Origin of the sequence: Flavobacterium aquidurense (assembly GCF_001404985.1) — a bacterium.
Lineage (GTDB): Bacteria > Bacteroidota > Bacteroidia > Flavobacteriales > Flavobacteriaceae > Flavobacterium > Flavobacterium aquidurense_B.
The window spans coordinates 542,476-566,652 of sequence record NZ_JRLF01000009.1 but is presented as its reverse complement, the minus strand read 5'-3'; the positions used below and the strand labels follow the sequence as shown (position 1 = coordinate 566,652).

The window sequence follows — 24,177 nt, the reverse complement described above, 5'->3', positions numbered from 1 at the left end:
TTTATTTTAAAGCGTAAATTTTATTAATAAAGTCCCCAGACACAATTTATGTACTCGTCTTAAAACGGACCAAATAAAGATCAAGACATAATGGCTCAATCTAGAAAAAAATATTTTTTATATATAATATTTTTGGTTTCACCTATTACGTTAAGTCTATATGCACAAAGTTCATTAGAAAGACCTACGGCTTCTATTGATGCTATTTGCAACCTGACTGCGGCTACAAACCAAAATGATAGTGCTGATACAATAATCAGCAAATTAGATAATTCTAATCAGTTTATAGTAGGGCCATCCATCCCCAAGGATGGCCTTGTTATGGCACTTGATACGAATAAAGAAGACAGCTCAAACTGTGAAGAAAAACCTTTTATAGCAGCTTTTTATTCTGTTCTTGCTAAGGACATTATTGAGAACTATAAATACGATTTTTCAGAAACATTTATTGATATTTTGTTTTTTGAGAATATAGATTTGGCCAGAAAACGCACTATATGATTAAAAAAACTACTCTATCTTTAACTAAATGCTTTCTGTTTTTGAGTATCCTTTTTGTTGTTAATTCAAAAATACAAGCGCAAACTATTGTACCACAAACACTTGATGGTCTGGAGAAGTTATGCGCGGGTAACAATTTCAACGAATTTTATGCAACATTTAGTTATATAGATTTTCCTGCAGGAACTACTTTTGTGATTGAACTTTCAAACAGTCAGGGTAGTTATGCAACTCCTATTGCTACTACGAAACTTCTGGCAACAGATCTTTCTTCTACTTCACAAACTATAAAATTTGCTGTACCAACTACTATAGTTGGTGCAGACACTTATAGTTTCAGGGTTAAGAGTTCTTTAGCAAGTGCTCCGGCGAGTACCAGCTTTAAAAACACTTTAGGTAATACCTCTTTCCCTATATATTTTAAAGACTACGAAGGCTCATTTTTTATCAATAATAAAAATGATGTTGCGTTATTATGTGCTGGCGGCAGCTTGACATTATCTATTAATAACGATACACCTGATGTTGTAAATTCATCTCCGGTTAATTATCCAAAAGTTAAATACAAATGGTATAAAGATGATGTTGCAATTGCAGGACAAAGCTCTAAAGAGTTAGTTGTAAATGCTCCCGGAAAATATTATGCTGAGATTGATTATGGTTTATGTTCTGATGTAAACTTTAGTTCAAATCGTGTTACCGTTAGTACTTCAGGTTCTGGCGGATCAGCTGTTTCTATTACTTCCAGTTTAGGAAATCCTTTTTGCGCAAGCGTTGACGGTACAGTTTTAACAGCAACTCAGGGTAATCATTATGTATGGAAAAAAGATGGTGTTGCATTTGGTGGTGACACTCGTACAGTAACCGCAAAAGATGCCGGAGTTTATACTGTTGCCGTAGATTTTGGCGGTTGTAGTTCTACTGGAACAATTGACCTTAAAAACAACGGTTTTAATGCCAGTATCGACGTAGCTGACGAATTTGAACTAATAGAAGGAGGGACTCAAAATGTTACGGTAACAACAGATGCTGTAAGTCCAACATTTGAGTGGTATTTAAACAATAATCTTATTTCTGGCGCAACAACAGATACATACGTAGTTACGGCAATAGGTACTTATAAAGTAAAAATTTCTCAGGTTTCAGGATGTTTGTCTTCTAAGGAATTCATCTTTAGAGCAAAAGGCGAAGTTGGACCGGCAACTGTTATTCCAAACGTAGTTAGCCTTTCAAATCCATATTGGAACATTCCTGATGCATACAAAACAGCCTCGACTAAAATAATAATTTTAAGTTCGAATGGTGAAATAATGTTTGATGATGTGGGCAGTAATTATGACCCAGAAGTCAATTCGTTTATAAAAGATTTTAAAAATGTAAATCCAGTATATTACTATGTCATTCAAGCCGACACAGGTGAAAAAAAAGGATCAATAACTGTGATAAGATAATATGAAGAAAATTTTACTATTCATAACTTTATTTTACGGTTTTTCAAATACACTCTATTCACAGACAGCTTCTGAGGATGGAGTTGTTTCGTTTTCGTTACCTATCAGAAATTCTTTAAAGTTTAATAGATATTTAATTAACCCTGCATTCAGTTTTGTTCGTGAAACAAATGCCTATGCAAGTTTTTATAACAAAAGACAATGGGTGCAATTTGAGAATGCACCAAATACTTATTTAGCCAATTATTCCGGACGTTTTAGAGAAAATGAAGCATTTGCTTTTGGCTTATTCCAGCAAAATTATGGTGTGATGACTGTTTTTGGCGGAATAGGAAACTTTGCACACAACATCGTTTTAGAACAGGATAGTAATTTAACTTTTGGTTTAAACGTAGGTGTTTATCAAAGCGGCCTGGACAAAGGGAAACTTATCACGGATGATCCAAATCTTCTAAATGGTGATTATCCTTCACACACTTTACTTACAGTAAATCCGGGTATCAATTACGGGACAGCATTTCTTGATTTTGGAGTATCGGTAAACAACCTGATCCTATATAATTTTGGTGGTGGTATTGTAAAAGAAGATCCTGAAAGAGCAATCGAACTTCATGCAATGTACACCGGATATATTGACAGTTACGGTTTTTTTGACAGAAGTAAATTTTCTGGAATCGTAAAAACAGAAATTAAACAAGAAAAAACAGTTATTTCAGGACTTGCCATGATCGCTATTCCGCAAGGAGTTTGGGCACAGGCCGGATATAATACTTTATATGGAGTTTCAGCCGGACTTGGTGTTAATATAACTCCAAGTATTGCTATTGAATATAACTATGAAAGAGGAATGGGTAATTTCACGAACATGGGAGGTTCTCATGAATTTGCGATTGCTTATAAATTCAAAAACAAAAACTATTATTATGGTGATGACGAAGAAGGAGCATTATTAGATCCGTCTAAGCCAAAAGCCGTAATCGCGAAACCATCAAGCGCTACAACAGCAGCGAGAGCTGATGGTGTAGAAAAAGCAAGACTGGCAGCAGAAGCTAAAGCGAAAGCTGATGCCGAGGCAAAAGCAGCAAGACTTGCCGCTTCAGAAAAAGTGAAAGCCGATGCTGAAGCTGCTGCAAAAGCAAAATTAGAAGCCGACAATAAAGCAAAAGCAGATGCTGAAGCTATTAAAATAAAATTAGCCGCCGATGCTAAAGCCAAGGCAGATGCCGCAGCTGCAGCAAGAGCACAAACAGCAACTGCAAACAGAGCAGTTGGTACAGAACAAAGAACACAAGCACAATTGGCCGCTGATAAAGCAAGAGCCGATGCTGAAGCGCGTAGAATAAAATTAGCTGCAGATAATAAAGCAAGAGTGGATGCTGCTGCTGCTGCAAGAGCACAAGCCGTTGCCAACAAACCAGGAGCTACTGCTGCACAAAAAACACAAGCACAATTAGCTGCTGATAAAGCAAAAGCCGATGCTGAAGCGTTGAAATTGAAATTAGCTGCTGATGCTAAAGCGAAAGCCGATGCTGAAGCTGCTGCAAAAGCAAAAGCTGCTCAAAATGCAACACCTCAAAAAACGCAGGCACAACTTGCTGCTGATAAAGCGAAAGCAGACGCAGAAGCGTTGAAATTGAAATTAGCCGCAGATGCCAAAGCGAAAGCAGATGCTGAGGCTGCTGCAAAAGCAAAAGCTGCAGAAAATGCAACACCTCAAAAAACACAAGCACAATTAGCCGCTGAAAAAGCGAAAGCTGATGCTGAAGCTGCCGCAAAAGCAAAATTAGCTGCAGATGCAAAAGCAAAAGCTGATGCAGAAGCACTTCAGGCAAAACTAGCTGCTGATGCAAAAGCAAAAGCAGATGCTGCCGAAGCAAAACGTAAAGCAGATGCTAAAGCAAAAGCGGAAGCTGCAGATTTACAATCTATTTTAGCTGCAGATGCAAAAGCAAAAGCAGATTCAGATGCTTATCAGGCAAGATTAGCAGCTGAAGCAAAAATAGCTGCTGCCGCTGCTGCAAATACAAAAGCAAATGTTGATGCTGCGAATAAAGCAAAATTAGCTGCTGCTGCAAAAGTGAAAGCTGCGGAAGAAGCTGCATTAAAAGAAAAATTAGCTGCTGATGCAAAAGCAAAAGCTGATGCTGAAGCAAGAGAAGCAAGAATCGCTGCTGAAGCAAAAGCAAAAGCCGATGCTGAAGCTCTTAAAATAAAACTAGCTGCCGATGCAAAAGCGAAAGCAGATGCTGATGCGCTTCAGGCAAAATTAGATGCTGATGCTAAAGTTAAAGCAGATGCAGATGCATTGCAGGCAAAACTTGCTGCTGATGCAAAAGCTAAAGCTGACGCAGAAGCATTACAAGCGAAATTAGCTGCCGATGCAAAAGCAAAAGCCGATGCAGAAGCATTACAAGCAAAATTAGCTGCCGATGCAAAAGCGAAAGCAGATGCTGAAGCACAACAAGCGAAATTAGCAGCTGATGCAAAATCTAAAGCGGATGCTGAAGCATTACAAGCAAAATTAGCCGCTGATGCAAAAGCCAAAGCCGATGCAGAAGCTCTTAAAATAAAATTAGCTGCCGATGCAAAAGCCAAAGCAGATGCTGATGCACTTCAGGCAAAATTAGCTGCAGATGCAAAAGCAAAAGCCGATGCTGAAGCACAACAAGCGAAAATAGCTGCAGATGCGAAAGCAAAAGCGGACATGGAAGCATTACAAGCACAACTTATGGCTGATGCTAAAGTTAAGGCGGACGCTGAAGCAACTGCAAAAGCAAAAGCTGATGCTGAAGCGAAAAAATTACAAGAAGCAGAAGATGCTCGTTTAGCAAAATTAGCTGCCGATGCAAAAGCGAAAGCAGATGCCGAAGCACAACAAGCCAAAATAGCTGCTGATGCAAAAGCCAAAGCAGATGCAGAAGCATTACAAGCAAAATTAGCTGCCGATGCCAAAGCGAAAGCCGATGCTGATGCACTTCAGGCAAAATTAGCTGCCGATGCAAAAGCTAAAGCAGACGCTGATGCATTACAAGCGAAATTAGCTGCCGATGCAAAAGCCAAAGCAGACGCTGATGCGTTGCAAGCGAAATTAGCTGCTGATGCAAAAGCTAAAGCAGACGCTGAAGCATTACAAGCGAAATTAGCGGCAGATGCCAAAGCTAAAGCAGATGCAGAAGCACAACAAGCGAAATTAGCTGCCGATGCAAAAGCCAAAGCAGACGCTGATGCATTACAAGCAAAATTAGCTGCCGATGCAAAAGCCAAAGCAGATGCAGAAGCGTTACAAGCGAAATTAGCAGCAGATGCAAAAGCCAAAGCAGATGCAGAAGCACAACAAGCGAAATTAGCTGCTGATGCAAAAGCTAAAGCAGACGCTGATGCGTTACAAGCGAAATTAGCTGCTGACGCAAAAGCAAAAGCAGATGCCCAAGCATTACAAGCAAAACTAGCAGCCGATGCAAAAGCGAAAGCAGATGCTGATGCAGTTCAGGCAAAATTAGCTGCTGATGCAAAAGCCAAAGCAGATATGGAAGCAGCACAAGCTAAATTATTGGCAGATCAAAAGGCTAAAGCAGATGCTGAATCTACAGAAAGATTAAAAGCTGAGGAAGAAACAAGACAATTGAGATTGGCAGAAGAAGCACGTGAAGCAAAATTACTAGCTGATGCAAAAGCTAAAGCAGATGCTGAGGCTCTTCAGGCTAAACTTGCTGCAGATGCGCTTGCAAAAGCGGCTTCAGCTCCAAAAGACGATACAGCTAAAGCGATAGAGAGTTTGACGGAATCTATTGAAAGTTCAAGTAAAAATCAAAAAGATTTATTATCACAGTTTAATACAACAGTGGCAAATAAACAAAGAGACTTGAATGACTTGAGAGAAGAGAATGATTTAAGTGAAAAAGGAATTTACAGAGAGCCTAAACCATTTAAAAGTGTTGCGGCAGAAAATAGTCAGTTAGAGGCATTGAAAGCACAACTTGCTGAAGCAAACAGAGCTCAAAAAGATGAAATTGACAAGTTGACTAATTTATATAACGAAAGACTTAAAAAAGTTCCTAATAAAAATGATGCTCTGAACAAAGCTTATCTTGAAAAGATAAATCAGTTGAAAGCAGCACAATTAAAAATGGAACAAGACAGCGCTACTTTACTTTCGAATTTAGAACGTATTAAAGCGGAAACTGAGATAGAGAAAAAACGTAGAATCAAACGTGCAGCTTACGAGAATGATCAAGGAAGATATGCGCAGGACGTTGCAGCTCTTAAACGTATAAAAGAAACAACAAAATTGAGTAGTACACCATTAACCGCAAGTGATTTTGATTTTGGTGAAGACCAATCGAATATGCAAATTATCAAGAACATTAAAAATTCTGATAATGGTTATTATTTAATTATTGCCGTTCACAGCAGTGTTGAAAAAAGAGATCAATTCTTAACCAAAGCGGTGGCAGCCGGACGTTCAGATGTTAATTTCTTTTACAATGTGACAACAAGTAAATATTATATCTATTACGAGAAATTCGATGGATTATCTGAAGCAACTAAAGCATTAGAAGCAAAAGGTACTAAGCCATATAACGGGAAAATGGCTATCGTAAAAGTTGAGAATTAATACGTATAAGATTGAGTCGGTCCTTCTTAAGAAATTAAGAAGGACATAATAATAAATGTTATAGAATACTAATTGTTTTATTCACTAATGCCCCTTAGAGGATAAGATGTAAGTAAACAAAAAAATGATTATGAAAACACCTACTAACCTAAGATTGATTTTAATAGCTTTGATTTTCTTTCAAAGTTACTTTGTAATTTCTCAAAATCTTAAGTCATTTACGCCAAGATTTGACAAGAGATTGAAGGGTGATATGTTACTTATTGGTAACAATATCCTCAACAGGGAAACCAATAATAGGAGTCCAAAAGACGCTTATAATGGTAATGGATACAATTCTGATTTCAATATGAAATATATTGATGTCGATAATGATAACACTACATTCAGTTCCAGTAGTGCTACATTGACGGTACCAAAACCTGCCTGTTATAAAATTGTTTATGCTGGTTTGTATTGGGGTGCGATCCTTCAGCAAAATGATCGTACCGGTATAGAAAAAGTAAAACTTAAATTACCTACAGGTGCCTATAATGATATTACCGGTCAAATCATTTATGATGCCAATGCGGCACCAATTGGTGGTGATAATAATAAAGCATATGCCTGTTATGCAGATATTACATCTTTAGTTTCGGGACAAACTAATGCTCAGGGATTGTATACTGTTGCAAACGTTAAGTCTAGTGAAGGAACAAATGGCGGAACTGGTTTATCTGCCGGTTGGTCTATTTTTGTTGTTTATGAAGATCCAACATTGCCTGCAAAATTCATTACCTCGTTTGATGGTTTTAGCGGTATTGGAGGTGCTACAACTTTAGATATTGATGTTGCCGGATTTAAGACCATTCCTACTGGTCCTGTTCGTGTGAAATTTGCTTTTGCAGCCTTAGAGGGAGATCAGCCTATTGCGGGAGATTATCTGCAAATTAATGGTACAACTATTACGGCTACAAATGCTGCAAATGCAATCATCAGACCATCAAATAACTTCTTTAACAGTAGTGTAACTTATGTTGATCCGGCTACGGATAAAACAGAAGATTTCTTAAATCGAAATCCTGCCAGTACAAATACCCTTGGGTATGATGCCGGTATTTTGAATATTAACAATCCGGGAACGCTATTAAGGCCCGGGGGGATTGTAATTGATAATAATGAAACTTCGGCAAAAATTAAGTTAGGAAGTACTCAGGACGTTTATTTTTATTATTTTAATGCCTTTGCGGTAGATATTATCGAACCGCATATTGTACTGACAAAAATTGTAAAAAATTCTGCGGGTGTAGATATTGGAAACCAAAATGTAACATTAGGCCAACAATTAAATTATGAAATTGGTTTTAAAAACACGGGTAATGATGATGCTAAATCTTTAACGATTAGAGATCAGTTACCTATCAATATTATATTTAATTATCCTACTGATATAAATCCTTTACCAGCCGGAGTATCGATTCAAAGTTATAATCCTGCTACGAGAAGTATTGTATTTAAAATTGATGATTCAGTAGTTAAAGCAAATTCAATAGCGGATAAGGTTATCAGTTTCAAAGTTAAGGTTGTTCCTGATTGTAATTCATTGAGTGAAGCATGTTCTAACAGTATTGATAACTCGGCTTACGCAACTTATAAAGGAACATTGAATCCGGATTTTCAAATTTCTGATGATCCAAGTGTTAATACGAATACAGGATGTATATTAACTCCAAAAGCAACTAACTTTTTAGTAGGTGTTGATGGTTGTAAATATACAGCAACTGCTACTTTATGTAAAGATGATGTAAATCTTGTAGCTGCAAACGGGTATACTTCTTATACCTGGTTTAGTGACGAAGCTCGTACTAAACAAATAGGTACAGGACAAACTCTTACTGTTAAAGAGCCTGGAATTTATTATGTTTATAATTTAGCCGCAGCTCCATGTAGATCAATTTACCAGGCTTTTACTGTAACAAGATTTGGTGCTACAACAACAAATCCGGTTATTCCATATGCAAAAGCTCCATATAAAGGTGAGGTATTAATTTGTCCTAACAACGGAAAAGAGTTACCTAATCTTTTCTTGTGTGGTGCAAATGATTCGAGATTAATCGAAACTCATATTTCAGATGGTTCTACTCTTGTTTGGGAAAAACTGGATGAGGCAAGTTGTGCTGCTCCAATTAGTGCAAGTTGTGCTAATGAAGGTACTTCATGTTCCTGGACGCAGGTTGCGACCGGACCAAATTATGAAGCTAAGATAGCGGGACAATACAGGTTGACATTAAATTATGCAGGTGGTTGTTTTAACCGTTTCTATTTTAATGTATTCACCAACTCATTAAATCCAACAGAAAAACATACAGATATTATTTGCGGAAAACCAGGTACTATTACAATTGGTGGTGTTCCTGCAGGATATGAGTACAGTATTGATGGTACAAATTATCAGCCAAGTAATATTTTTAATGTAAATACTGCAGGATTCTATACGGTATACATCAGACAAACTGGTGTAAATCTAAATCCTTGTATTTTTACAGTTCCTAATATTCAAATCAGACAAAGAAATTTTGCTGTAGTTTCAGAGGTAACACAACCATTGTGTTATGGTGAAAAAGGTAGAATTAAAGTAGCGGTGAATGATGCAAATCCACAATATTATTATAAGGTTTACAGTGATGGAAACTTATTATATAATATAGGACCAGTTGCTGCTGCTGAATATACTTTTGATAATTTAACGACCAATAAAAACTATGTTGTAGAAGTTTCTACAGATGATGGTTGTAAAGACACAAAATATATTTATATAGGTCAGGTTTGGAACGAGTATAAAGCAACGGCTACTTTAGTAGAACCATTGACAGCTTGTAGTGATGGAAAAATTAAAATTACTGCAGAAGGTGGAAATACTCCGTATTCTTATTTTATAAATAGTGATACTGTTTTTCAAACTTCAAATGAATATGTAGTTACTGCTCCGGGAACGTATGTAATTAAAATTGTAGATAAAAATAACTGTACATTAACAAGAACTGTTGTAGTTCCTAATAGTACAAAACCAACTTATACAATTACAAATACAAACAGTACTTGTTATAATGATAACTCTGAAATTAGAGTAAATGTTACTAATGCTAACGGATATAGTATGTCTTACAGTATTAATAATGGAGGAACTTATCAAACAAATCCTGTATTCTCTAATTTACAACCTGGAACTTATAATGTAGTAGTAAGATATGGTATAGCTTATACTCCTGAATTTGGTCAGCCAACTATTAAATACTGTTCAGATCCTGCGGTACAAAAAATCATTGCCGGACCAACATCTGCTGTAACAGCATCTGGTGGTGTAGCTGCATTGGCAGGATGTACATTAGGTCAACAAGGTGGTAAATTAAGAATTAATAATGCACAAGGAGGAACTACTCCTTATCAGTACAGTTTTGATGGTGGTGCAACATGGCAGGCAACAAATGAAAAAGATGTATTGCCAGGTTCTTACATCCTAAAAATTAAAGATGCAGTTGGTTGTGAGTATACAATTCCTTACACGGTAACTCTGGATCAAAAACCAGCTGAACCAACTATTAAAGTTGAAGATCCTGTATTTAATTGTAACGGTACTGCAACAAGTACAGTAACGGTTACAAACGGTACATCTGCAAACTATAAATATGAATATTTTAGAAATGGTATTCCAAATACTCCAATTACAAATAACGTATTTGCAAATGTTCCGTCAGGAACACATACAATTTCTGTTAAGTATACAGTAACTACAGTTTCTACTTATAGTAATTTATTACAGGAAGATTTTGGTAAAGGTGGTTACACAACTACTCCGGGAATTAATCCTGCTTATTGTTTTGAAGACGAATCTACGCCACACCCAGTTGGATATCCTTGTGGAGATTTTAACGATTACCAAATCAATGATGGTAAATATGCAGTAGCAAGTTCTATTAAAACTACTTTTGGAAATTCTTGGATTTTTGCAAAAGATCATACCGTTCCACAAGATCCGTTAGGAAGATTTCTATGTGTAAACGTAGGAGGTTCTGCAGGAATTGGAGGTATTTTATATAGTAAACCAATTAAAGATGTTATTGATAATCAGTCTGTAATTATTTCGCTATGGGCAGAGAATCTTATTGTAAAAACATCGACATCTCACGCTGATCCAAAATTAACGATTCAGTTAGTAAACAATTTAAATAATGTAGGTGGGCCAGAAGAAATCGTTGCTACCACAGACACGTCTAACCCATGGGTTGTTCCTAAAACTGAAAAATGGGAATATAAAGAGTTAACATTAAATCCTGGTATTGGTAAAACTAATTTGAGTTTTGTAATTAGATCATACAGTAATGAGTTTAATGGTAATGATGTACTTATAGATGATATCTGGGTTCGCCAGATACCGGAATCTTGTCTTGCTACAAAAGATTTCCCAGTTGTTGTGGGTACGGATAAAGCATTTTCTGCTGCAATCGTAGGACATAAAGACCTTACTTGTTTTGGTGCTAATAACGGAGAAATTACTTTATCAGCTCAAAATTTTGGAACTGCTTATGGTTTTGATTATTCATTAGATAACGGAACAACGTGGACAAACTCTAAAACATCTCCTGTTACAGTTACTGGATTAACAGGTAAAACATACAATATTTTAATTCGTTATGATGATAAAGCTGCAAGTTGTAGTTTCCCATTTAGCCAGCCTATTGGTGTTCCTGCCGAATTAAAAATTGATGCAAAAGTTACTAAACTTGCAACTTGTACTACAGGAGCAACAATTACAGCTACTGCAACTGGAGGAACTCCTGCTTATGAATTCGAATTAAGAGCTGCAAATGGCGTTACAGTTGTAAGAGCTTTCCAAAACACTGGAGTTTTTGCAAATGTTCCTACAGGAACTTATACTGTTGTAACCCGTGATCAATATGCGTGTTCTTCTACTGCGTCTGCGCAAGTAGTTGTAGATGCGCCAGTATTGCCAACAGCAAGTTTGGCTGCTACTTCAAATTATTGTTTCTCATCTAATAAAGGAGCTACACTTGTAGTAACTGCAACAGGTACAGGAGCTATAACATATAGTTTAGATGGTGCACCTGCACAAAACACGAATACATTTACAAATGTTGGACCAGGTACACATACTATTACAGTTACAGATAGTAATAACTGTCCTGTAACAATTTCAAATATTGTTATTGCACCGGAATTAAAAGCGGCTGCTTCAATTACAAAAACATTAGATTGTACAACTCCTAATGCAACTATTAAAGTTGACATTACAGATGGAGTTGCTGCATATACTTATAAAGTTAAAAAAGATACCGGAGCTTATGGCGGTGTTGTAAATGTTACAGGTAATACCTTTAATTACTCAGCTACAACCGGAGCAGGACTTTATACTTTTGAAATTACAGACTCTAAAGGATGTATTACAACTGTTACTGCTACTATTAGCCCAATAACAAATCCTACTGTTACTGCTTCACCAACACAAATTACTTGTAATGGCTTACAAAACGGTACAGTTGAATTACTTGGTGCTGGTGGTTCAGGCGGATATGAATATAACTTTAACAATTTAGGTTGGTCAACAAATACGTTATACTCTAATTTAAGTCCAAACGTTGATTATACTTATCAGGTTAGAGATAGTAAAGGTTGTACTTCTGCAAGTGCAATTATAAGATTAACGCAACCTACAGTTGTAACAGGATCAATTGCTGCTACAACAATTAAATGTAGTGCTACAGGAACAGTTCCTGCAGTAGTTACAGTTACTGCTGGTGGAGGAACTGGTGCTTATACGTATAGTTTTAACGGAACTACTAACTTTACAACAACAAATACATTCTCTACAACAACAGCTGGAACAGTGACAGCTTATATTAAAGATGCTAATAATTGTCAGCTTGGACCATTATCGATTACTATTGGTGCTTTAGATCAAATCACAGATATCACTATTGTTGATAGCGGATACGATTGTTCTACAACTCCTCCAGGCGGACATGTAACTTTAACAGCTGTAAAATCTGGAAGTTTAGCGACTATCACATACCAAATTATTTCAGGTCCTGCCGGATTTAATCCTGCGACAAATACAACGGGTGACTTTAAATCATTAGCTCCTGGTGATTATATTTTCCAGGCTACTGATACTGCTACAAATTGTTTATTTACAAAAGGTCACACTATAAAAGGTACTTCTGATATTACAGCAGGAGGATCAGTACTTACTAACATTAAATGTTTTGGATCTACAGGAACTATTGAATTTACAGTTAGTGGAGTAAAAGCAAGCGGATTCGACTACATTATTAGAAACGCTGCTAATACAATTATTCAACAAGCTACAAATGTAAGCCAGGCAACAACAACTATTGCTGTTACTGCGGCTCAGCCTGCAGGTACTTATACAATTACTGTAACAGACAGATTAACAAAATGTCAGGCTACTTATTCAGTTATTTTAGCGCAGCCAGCTGCGGTGTTAGACGTTACTGCAACGGCAACTACAGTAAATTGTAATAAATTTACAGCTGAAATTACAGCTACTACAACAGGAGGAACTCCTGCTTACACCTATGCTGTTGCAAGACAAGGAGCTCCGGTTCCTACAGTTTATGATGATGTATTGACAGTTAATACTGTGAATGGTACAGTATTAAACTGGATCGTTTACGTTAAAGACGCTAATGGTTGTACAGATAATTTCCCAATCACTATTGCTGTAGATGCCAAACCGGTAATTACTTCAGTTACGGTTGACAACCAATGTCAGACAGGTTCGATCTCAAGCTTTACGATTACGGCAAATGCTACGGGATTAAATCCTCTATCTTACAGTATTGATGGAACGAACTTCCAGCCAGGTAATACTTTTACAGTAACTGCAGGAACATACACAGTTACAGTTAAGGATAAAAATGGTTGTACAACTAGTGCAGCTACTCCGGTAACTGTTTATCCTCAGGTATCTGCTTTGGCAGGTGTGACTAAAGAATTAGATTGTACAGGTACTCCAGACGCGACTATCAAAGTTGATGTTAAAGGAGGAAAAGCACCATATACTTATACAGTAACAAAAGGATCGGGAACACCAAGTTCTCCGGTTGGTCCTATAGCTGGAACATCATTTACAATTTCTGTAACTCCGGCTAACGCTGATGGTTACACATTTGTAATTACAGATGCTAACGGATGTTCTACTACTACATCGACTACTGTTGCCCCAATTACAAACCCAACTGTTACTGCTGTAAAAGTTGATGCTTCTTGTAATGGTTCAGCAACAGGTTCTGTTCAGTTAACAGGAGCTGGTGGTTCAGGAGGATATACATACAGTTCTAATGGAACAACTTATGCTTTAACTTCATTATTCGAAAATTTAGCAGCAGGTTCATATACTTTCTATGTAAAAGACAGTAAAGGCTGTACAAATACTGTAGCTGTAACTATTGCTCAGCCTACTACTTTAACAGCTACTGCTACTGCTACTAATTTTACTTGTAGTGTTACAAATACAAAACAATCTGCTACGATTACAATTGCAGTACCAACAACTGGTACAGCTCCGTATGAATATAGCTTCAATGGAAGCCCATATAGTAACAATAATACCTTAACAATTAATGATAACGGAAATGATCAAACGATCAACTATTCTGTTAAAGATGCAAAAGGATGTACAACAGCAATTCAACAAATTGTTGTAAAAAAATTAGATCCACCAATTATTGCATCAATTACCGGTACACCAATTTTATGTGCTCCTGCTGCAAGTACTACAAGTACAGTAACAGTTACTACTACAAATGGTGTTGGAAGTTTAGCTTATGTAATTACTGCTCCGGCTTCTGCTGTTACAAATGTAACAGGAGCTACAACAGGAATTTTCACAGGATTAACTCCGGATACTTATACTTTTAAAGTTACTGATGCAAACGGATGTTTTGCAATTCAGTCTTATACTGTAAATAGTCTTACACCAATTGCTGTTACAGCATCTAAATTAACAGATGTTTTATGTTTTGGAGGAAATACAGGTTCAGCAAGATTCACTATTAGTGGCTTTAGCGCAACAGGAAATTATGCTGTTGCAGTAACTTCTACTCCTGCAGGATTACCTTATACAACTGCAACAACAGGTGATGTTATTACATTAAATGGTTTAGTTGCCGGTACTTATAATCTTGAGGTAACTGATAACACTACAAATTGTAAAGACAATAAATCAGTTACAATTACACAACCAACTCAAGCTCTTGCAGCTACTGTTGATGTGGTAAATGCGAATTGTAATGTAACTACTTCAAAAGTAACAGTTAATGCTACTGGAGGAACTACAGCATATTCTTATGCTTATGTACAAAATAATGTTGCACCTACTTCAGCTGATTATGTATCAAATAACACGGCTAACCTTAATGCAACAATTACAGATTGGGATATTTGGGTAAAAGATGCAAATGGTTGTTTGATTAAACTAGATGTAGCAGTTACTACAGATGTAGCACCTACTGTTACGGCTTCGGTTACAAATCAATGTACTTCTACAGGAACATCTTTTATAATAAAAGCTGTTGGTACAGGAGGTGTTGCACCTTTAACGTATTCTATTAGTAATGGTGTTACACCAAGCCCTGCAGATACTTTTACAGTGACTTCTCCTGGAACATATATTGTTACGGTTAAAGACGCTAATAATTGTACAGCTACTGCTACAGTTACAGTTAATTCTGTTTTAACAGCAAATGCTGTTTTAGTTAGCGATATTACTTGTTTAACTCCAGCTGGAGCAAGTATTACTATTAATGCAGGCGGAGGTTTAGCTCCTTATACTTATTTAGTTTCTACAGATGGTGGAGTTACTTATGGTACTTCTCCGGATTTGGTAGGAAATACATATACAACAACTGTTGCCGGTGATTACTATTTTGAGGTAACTGACGCAGCAGGTTGTAAAAAAATCACAAATAAAGTTACTACAACAACACCGCAAAGTATTGCTGTAACAGCTACAAAAGTTGACCCAACTTGTAACGCTTACACAGATGGTTCTATCAAATTGGTAGCTACATCAGGAGTTTCTCCTTTTACTTACAGTATTGATAACGGTGCTACTTTTGTATCTACAAATGTTTTTGGTGGATTATCTGCAGGAACATATAACTATGTGGTTAAAGATGCTAAAGGCTGTACTTCTGCACCTGCAACAATTACGTTGAATAATCCAGCTCCAATTGTTGTTAATATAGTGCGTAATGCAATTTTATGTAACTTAAATACGCCTGGTAGTTTTGACCTTAATGTAGTTTCAGGTGGAGTTGCTCCATACGTTTACAGACTATACGATAATACATTTACACAAATTGATACTTATACTGAAACAGGTGCTGCTGCAACTGCGGTTCATAAATTTGCAAACTTAAACTTTGGAGATTATTATATTACCGTTGTAGATGCAGTAGGTTGTGAATTTAAAAGTGGTAAATTAAGAATTGAAACACCACCATATTTAAGTATGACTGCCGTTGTAGATTCAAACAATTGTGCTACAGGTGTTAATGTTACAGTGACTACTTCAGGAGGTACACCAGATTATAAATATTCTATTTTTGGACAACCTTTAACTGAAAGCCCTGCACAAACAAGTCCTACTTATACATTTATAGGTTTACAACACGGAACTACTTATTACTTACAAGTAAAAGATGCTAATGATTGTATCTCTATTTTAGAATTTAAAACTCCTCCTCCTCCGTCAGGAATAGTTATTACAGGTACAACAGCGACTAATGTTACTTGTACAGGTACTTCAACAGGAACTTTACAATTTACTGTTAGCGGTTACGACTCGTCAGTTTCTGTAATTAATTATGTTGTTTTAAATGCTTTAACTTTATTACCGGTTACTCCGGCAATAGCTGGAACATTAACAGGTTCTCCAGGTGGTCCGGTTTCTCATACGATACCAAACTTACCAGCAGGAAACTATGTTCTAAAAGTTTCTGAGTCTACAGGTACATTATGTTCTAATGCTTATACATTTGACATAACGCAACCAGCTCAACCTCTTAAAACTGCTATCACTGCAGTTGTAGATGCTACTTGTAATGTTAATGCTCAGGTTACTCTGACTACAACAGGAGGAACAGGTCCTTATAAATACGCGGCTGGAGCTGTTGGTTTCACGCCTACAGTTTTCAATACAGGCAATGTTTTAAGCCTAAATTATGCAACAAGAACTAATTGGGATATTGTTGTACAAGATGCAAATGGCTGTACAGACAGAGTTAGTACGACTATATCTTTAGCACCAAGTCCGGTAATTGCTTTAGCAGTTGTAGACAAATGTGTGGCTGAAGGAACTTATGTAGTGAGAGTTTCTCAAACTACTGCAGGTGTTGCACCTTATTCTATAAGTGTAAACAACGGTTTATATGCAAGTATTCCTGGTTTACCATATGATGTTACAGGTCTTAATTCAGGTTCAAATACAATTAGTATCAAGGATGCTAACGGTTGTATTGACACTAAATCGATCGTAATCGAAAAACCTCTTTTAGTAGTACCTGCGATTACTAAATTACCAACTTGTGCGAATAACGATGGCGTTATAACATTGACACCTTCAGGAGGTTCAGGTACTTATTCATATAGTATCACTCCTAATGTGGGAACTATTTTAGGTAATGTTATTTCAGGTGTTCCTGCAGGTGCTTATACAATTACTATTACAGATACAAATACATTGTGTACTGCAAATGCTCCTGTTGAGTTATCTGCTCCAACACCTGTAGATTTTACTGCTGTTGTAATCGATGCTTCTTGTAACGGATCTAGCGATGGTACGATTACTGTAAATCTTGCTGCTAACAGCGATAATCCAGTTTACACGTATTCTATCTTACCAGTTCCTCCGGGATCAGTACAAACAAATAACATATTCTCTAATTTACCACAAGGAACGTATTCAATTACAGTATTCTCAGGTAGAGGATGCTCATTGTCTAAACCTTTCACAGTTGGACAACCGGCAGTTCTTGCAGCTACTGCAGCCGTAACACCGTATTCTTGTAATACAAGTAATGTTGCTCAGCCGGCAGTTGTAACAGTAAATGTTACTACAGGTACAGGAACAGCTCCATACAAATATAATTTTGATGGTTCTGCGGTATACAATGACGCTAATACATTAGCAGTTCTGGATAATGGTGCAGTACAAACTATTCACTATTATGTTAAAGATGCTAAAGGGTGTACGTTTGATAATACGGTAACGGTTAATCCATACCAAAAAATTACAAACTTAACTTTTGCTGGTGCTGCAATCACTTGTAACGCCCCAACAACAAGTATTACAGTTTCTGTAGTAGGTGGATATGCAATTACTAAATATGAAATCGTATCGCCAATTACAGTGGATAACGGCACATCAAATGTTTTTGCAGGACTTGGGCCAGATACTTATGTTTTCAAAGTAACTGATGCAAATGGATGTTCATTCCAAAAATCATACACAATAAAACCAGTAACAAATATTACAGTTTCTGGTCAATTAATAAAAGATGTGAGCTGTAACGAAACAGCGGCAACTCCAAATGGTTCTGTAGAATTTACAGTAGGTAATTTTGCCGGATCATATACATATTCAATCAACGGTGTTGCCGTTGCAGGAACACATACAAACCCTAAAGTTACTCTTGTAAATTTAGCTGTAGGTTCTTATAAAATTGATGTTGTAGATGTTGCAACAGGTTGTGTCGCTACAAATACTGTAGTGGTTAGCCAACCGGCTGTACCATTAGATTTATCATTAGTTTCTAATGTTAATGCAAACTGTAGTTTTGGTGCAAAAGTGAGTGTTATAGGTTCTGGAGGAACTCCAAACTATACTTATGCTTTCGTTGCAACTCCTGCAACTCCGGTTGCCAGTGATTATAAAGCTAGTCCTAATGCTATTTTAGATCCGTCTAAAACATGGATTGCTTATGTAAAAGATTCAAAAGGATGTATCGCACAATTACCATTGACTATCGTAACAGATCCAAGACCAACAATAGACCCAATTACAGGTGTTTGTTATGATGGCGCTCCGGTAAATGTTACTTTGGTAGGTCACGGAGTAGGTCCTTTAATGTACAGTATTGGTAACGGATTTAAATCTAGCCCAGACTTCGTATTAAATGCACCGGGTTCTTATACTTTCTATGTAAGAGATGCAAACAATTGTGATGCGGTTACGCCTTATGTTTACAACCTTGATCAGGAACTATTGTTAGAGGCTAAATTACAGGATTTAACATGTGCCGCTCCTAACTTGGCTACAATTACATTGACAGCTACTCAGGGATCATTGACATATAATAATTATCAGGTTTCATTTAATGGAGGTGCACCTTCACCGGCAACTTCTCCATACACAACAAATATTCCTGGAACATATACTTTTACAGTAACAGATAGTAAAAACTGTCAGGCAGTTTCACTTCCTGTAGTTGTAAATCCTATTGTAATGCCTACAATTTCTACAACTAAATCAGATGTAAGTTGTAATGGTGGCAATAACGGAAGTATTACAATCACAGCCGGAAGCGGACTTCCTGCTTACGAATACAGTATTAACGGTACAACATATCAGCCATCTAACATTTTTGCTGGATTAACTGCAAATACTTACACAGTTTACGTAAGAGATGCTAAAAAATGTGTTGTAAGCGAAACTGTTGTAATTTCACAGCCAGTTGTATTAACAGCAACGGCAGTAGTTACACCATTTGGTTGTAGCTTAACTAATGCTCCTCAGGATGCAGTTGTTACCTTAACTGCTGCTGATGGTACACCTGGATATAAATATAGTTTTGATAACGGAGTTACTTTTGGAGATTCTCCAACATTAACGGTAAGTACTATAGTGAGTCCAAAAACGGTTTACTATGTTGTAATCGATTCTAAAGGATGTAGAGTTACTAACTCTGTAGTCGTAAATCCTTACACGCCGCCAACAGATATGAATATTACTGCAACACCAATTTACTGTAACACTGTAGGAGGAACTTCTACAGCTACTGTAACCGCAGTAACCGGTGGTGTAGGACCATATAAATATGAAATTGTTTCACCTGCAACAGCAGTAGCAAACAATACAACGGGTATTTTCCCTGGATTATTACCGGATAATTATCAAATAAAAGTTACAGATGCTAACGGTTGTAGTACAACTAAAGCGATTGTAATAAAAGAGTCTGATAAAATCAATGTAACTGCTCAGTTATTAAGCGATGTATTATGTAATGGTGGTAATACAGGTTCAGTAGCCTTTACGGTAACGAACTATATTACTCCGGCTAATTATGGATATAGTATCTCGCCAATTGCAGGAACTGCTACAAAAGTTGGAGATGTTATTACATATACAGGTTTAACAGCAGGTAGTTATACATTTACTGTTTTAGATAATATTTCAGGATGTCAGCGTCAGGTAATTAATTTTGTAGTTGGTGAGCCGGCTGTTCTGGATTTCACATCTACTGCAACAAATATTAATTGTAACAATAAAAAAGCTATAATTACAATTACTGCTACAGGCGGAACGCAAGCTTACGGTTATGCAGCAGTAGTTCAGGGATCTCCGGTTCCAACAACGTTTGGAGCTAATCCTACGATTGTGGTAGATACAAACAATGGAGCAAACATGGTTTGGGATATTTATGTAAAAGATCTTAACGGATGTCCTGCTACAAAAACTCAAACAATTATTGAGGATGCATTACCAACAACTCCAAGTGTAGCTCCGTTCAGTCAATGTCCGGATGCAACAAACGGAACGTATACATTTACGATTACCGGAGTTACAGGTGTAGCACCAATCCTTTATAGTATTGGTAACGGATTCCAATCTAATCCAACATTCACAGTTACTGATGCTCGTTCCTATGATGTAACAGTAAAAGATGGTAATGGTTGTGAAGTAACAACAACAGCTGTAGTAAATATTTTACCACCATTAGTTTTAGATGTTGTGGTAACTAAATTGCCAGGTTGTAACTTCGTAGATGGTATAGTTACTGCTACGGCTACCGGAGGAGCAACTCCTGCAAATTATAGCTATAGTTTAGATGGTAACTTTGGTCAGACGTCAGGAACATTTAATAATGTTAATCACGGACATCATACTATTATTGTAACAGATTTAACAACTAATTGTACAGATACAGTTGAGTTTGATATTGAAAAAGCTACAGACATTCAAGGTTTACTTGTAAAAGGAACTGATGTAACTTGTAACGGATTTACAGATGGTACTATTACTGCTACTATTGATGAAACAGGTGTAAATAATAACCCTATTTATTACTATAGTATTACTGCTGGACCAGTTACAAGACCAGATCAAACATCTGGAGTGTTTACAGGATTACCTGTAGGACAATATACCGTAACAGTTACTTCAGGTAGAGGTTGTAAAGCATTAGAAGATGTTACAATAGGTCAGCCAGCTGTAATTACAGTTCCTGATCCGGTTGTTACTCAATTTGGCTGTACTCCTGGAACTAACGGAAATAATCTGGCTACAATTACAGTAAACAATGTAACTGGTGGTTCTGGTAACTTCATTAAATATGAATTTATTAAAGGAGCAACAGTACTTCAAAGCAGTACATCAAATGTATATACTGTATTTGATCTTACAGGAGGTATTTATACTGTAAATGTTTATGATGAAAACGGATGTGTTGGATCAGCAACATCAATAATCGATATTAAACCTTTCATTAGTTTAGATGATATTGATATTACAATTAATAAAAACATCACATGTATTAACAATGAAGATATAACTGTAACTGTTAAAACAACAGGTACACCGGCTCCGGCATTCTTGTTATACAAAATTGAAGGTATTGGCGGAAGCACATTTACAGATAACAATACAACAGGAGTATTTACAGGATTACCAATAGGAAATTATTTAATTACTGTTGAAAACCCTGATACACATTGTTCAATACAAGAAGCACATTATGTTTCAAATCCTAACACATTTGAAATTAAAGTTAATCCAATTGCAACAGAAATTTGTTATGGTACAAGTACCGGAAGCGTTGAATTAACTTTTGTAGACAATCAAACAGATCCTCTTGATGAAGCTGGTCCTTTTGATTACACTATCACTGGTGGTCCTGCAGTAATCTCAGGAACAACTACAAGTGCTGGTCCTGAATTGATTTCAAACCTTGTTGCAGGTACATATACCGTAACGGCAAAATTAAGAGCATTACCTGAGTGTACTGTTTCGACTGTGTTTACAATAGCACAGCCTTCAGCTCAATTAGAGGTTAAAGTATTAACTAGCCCAATTACGTGTACATCTGCAAATTATGATGACGGTGAAATCTCTGCTTCTGCAGTAGGTGGATGGGATAATAATTATACTTATGAATTAGTATTAAACGGTGCTCCAATAGTTCCTTACAGAACTGATGGAAACTTTACAGGATTAAAAGCTGGAGTTTACACCGTAAATGCTAAAGACGGTAAAGGATGTATCGATACTGAAATCGTGACATTAGTTGTACCGGATCCAATTCAGGTAAATGCTACACCAAATGCAGCAATGTTATCTTGTTTTGGTGGAAGAGACGGTATCATTACTGTTCATACAACTACAGGTGGTCAGGGAAGTAACTATAAATATACATTAAATTACTTATCAGTAAACCCAGTTGCTGTTTCAGGTCCGCAAACTGATCCTGTTTTCGCAGGATTACCTGCCGGAACATACAGTATTACAGTTTCTGACGGATATAACTGTTCAATAACATCAGCTAATATTGTTATTACAGAACCTACAGAAATTGTTGCTGATTTAACTTTAGCAACAGCGCAAACATGTGATACAGAAACTACCCTTACATTAAGTGCAACGGGCGGATCAGCTCCTTATACTTACAGTGCAGATGGTACAACATATAATGTTACTCCATTTATAACTTCAGTATCATTCCAGGTGCCGGTTGGTAAATACCAGTACTTTGTAAAAGATGCCAATAACTGTGTGGCTAGTATTTCTAACGAAATTAGAATTGATGCTTTAGAGCCTCTGTTATTAGAATTAGATATTACAAATGCAGTTGTAAAATGTACAGGTGAACAAACAGGTGTTATCGTTGCTGAAGGAAAAGGTGCTTTAGGAAACTATGCCTATACTTTAGAAACTACAGCTGGTGTTATATTACAAGGACCTAAAGCTGATGGAAGATTCGAAGGTCTGATTGCAGGAAACTACAATGTTAGAGTGGTAAGCGGTGATTGTGATGCAGTTGTTAAATCTGTAGAAATTAAAGAACCTGCTGTTGGTCTGAGCACAACGCACGTAGCAACAAATGTTTCTTGTTTTGGAGAAAACAACGGTCAAATCGTAATGAGTTATGCAGGTGGTACAGGTGTTGTTAAATATGCTATCTCACCTGACTTGAACCAGTTTGATACTAAAAATACATTCGAGAAATTAACTGCTGGTATCTATACTATCGTTACACAAGATGAAAACGGTTGTTATGTAGTAGACGAAATAGAAATTACACAACCATTACCTCTTATCGTGAAAGAACTTGCAAACTCTATGATTCCTGAAGTTTGTAAAGACGATAAAGACGGAGCATTTAGTATCGAAATTAAAGGAGGTACAGCACCATATAGCGTAAGTCTTGATGTTAAAAACGGAACTTATACTGTAGGAGCAATTGGTCAGACTATCTTTGACTTTACGAATCTTTCAGGAGGTGTTCATACCGTTTATGTTAAAGATGCTCAAGGATGTACATCTGAGTTTGTAGAGAATATGCCTTTACCGGTAGTTCTAAACCCAACTGTTGAAGTTAATTATGACTGTGTGAACAATGCACAATCTAACATGGTAACTATTACAGTTGATACAAGCAATACAGATCTTACTCAGATTGATTATGCACTTGATAACGAAGCAGGTCCTTTCCAGACAAGTCACATCTTTACAAATGTTGCTCCGGGAAGACACTTTATCGTGACAAGACATACAAACGGATGTATCGTACCAACAATTAGTTTCGACATCAAAGCATATGATCCGTTAACTCTTATCGAGGCTACAGGACAACAGGAAATGAACATTATTAATGTTACTGCTGCTGGTGGTTCACCTGCTTATGAGTACAGTTTCAACGGAGAGCCGTTTACATCTTCAAACAAATACAAAATCTACAAAACAGGAGATTATGTAGTAATAGTAAGAGATCAAAACGGATGTACAGCGACAATTACTGTTCATGCTATTTACGTAGATGTTTGTCTTGATAATTACTTTACCCCTAACGGAGATGGTATTTATGATACATGGGGTCCTGGTTGTACTAATATTTACAACAACCTTGAGTTCTCAATCTTCGACAGATACGGTCGTGTAATTGCTAAGTACCACTACGGTCAAAAATGGGATGGTAAATACAATGGCGAAGAATTACCAACAGGAGATTACTGGTATGTTCTTAAATTGAAAGACGAGAAAGATGCAAGAGAGTTTGTAGGACATTTCACTTTATACAGATAACAAAATAAGAG

4 protein-coding genes are annotated in these 24,177 nt (G+C 36.8%); all 4 read left to right on the top strand.

Annotated features, from left to right (window positions below; all coding sequences use genetic code 11):
* The first annotated feature begins 90 nt into the window (after nt 1-90).
* The 4 genes from RC62_RS08400 to RC62_RS08385 all read left to right on the top strand — a co-directional run bounded on the left by RC62_RS08400 (nt 91) and on the right by RC62_RS08385 (nt 24,166).
* Nucleotides 91-501: a hypothetical protein gene (locus RC62_RS08400; protein ID WP_055094442.1), complete on the top strand. Its 411-nt coding sequence runs from the start codon at nt 91-93 to the stop codon at nt 499-501.
* Nucleotides 502-542: 41 nt separating this feature from the next.
* The gene (gene sprC / locus RC62_RS08395) at nt 543-1,952 is read left to right on the top strand and encodes a gliding motility protein SprC (protein ID WP_316932854.1); all 1,410 of its coding nucleotides are present in this window, start codon (nt 543-545) and stop codon (nt 1,950-1,952) included.
* Nucleotide 1,953: 1 nt separating this feature from the next.
* Entirely contained in the window at nt 1,954-6,567 is a 4,614-nt protein-coding gene (locus RC62_RS08390; RefSeq protein WP_055094438.1) for a type IX secretion system membrane protein PorP/SprF, read from the top strand.
* Nucleotides 6,568-6,697: 130 nt separating this feature from the next.
* Nucleotides 6,698-24,166 (top strand): T9SS type B sorting domain-containing protein, encoded by a 17,469-nt coding sequence (locus tag RC62_RS08385; protein WP_167343850.1) that lies wholly within the window; start codon nt 6,698-6,700, stop codon nt 24,164-24,166.
* Nucleotides 24,167-24,177: the final 11 nt, after the last annotated feature.

Coding starts and splice junctions, on each gene's coding strand:
- RC62_RS08390 (WP_055094438.1), top strand. CDS start 1,954: ATGAAGAAAATTTTACTATTCATAACTTTATTTTACGGTTTTTCAAAT.
- RC62_RS08400 (WP_055094442.1), top strand. CDS start 91: ATGGCTCAATCTAGAAAAAAATATTTTTTATATATAATATTTTTGGTT.
- RC62_RS08385 (WP_167343850.1), top strand. CDS start 6,698: ATGAAAACACCTACTAACCTAAGATTGATTTTAATAGCTTTGATTTTC.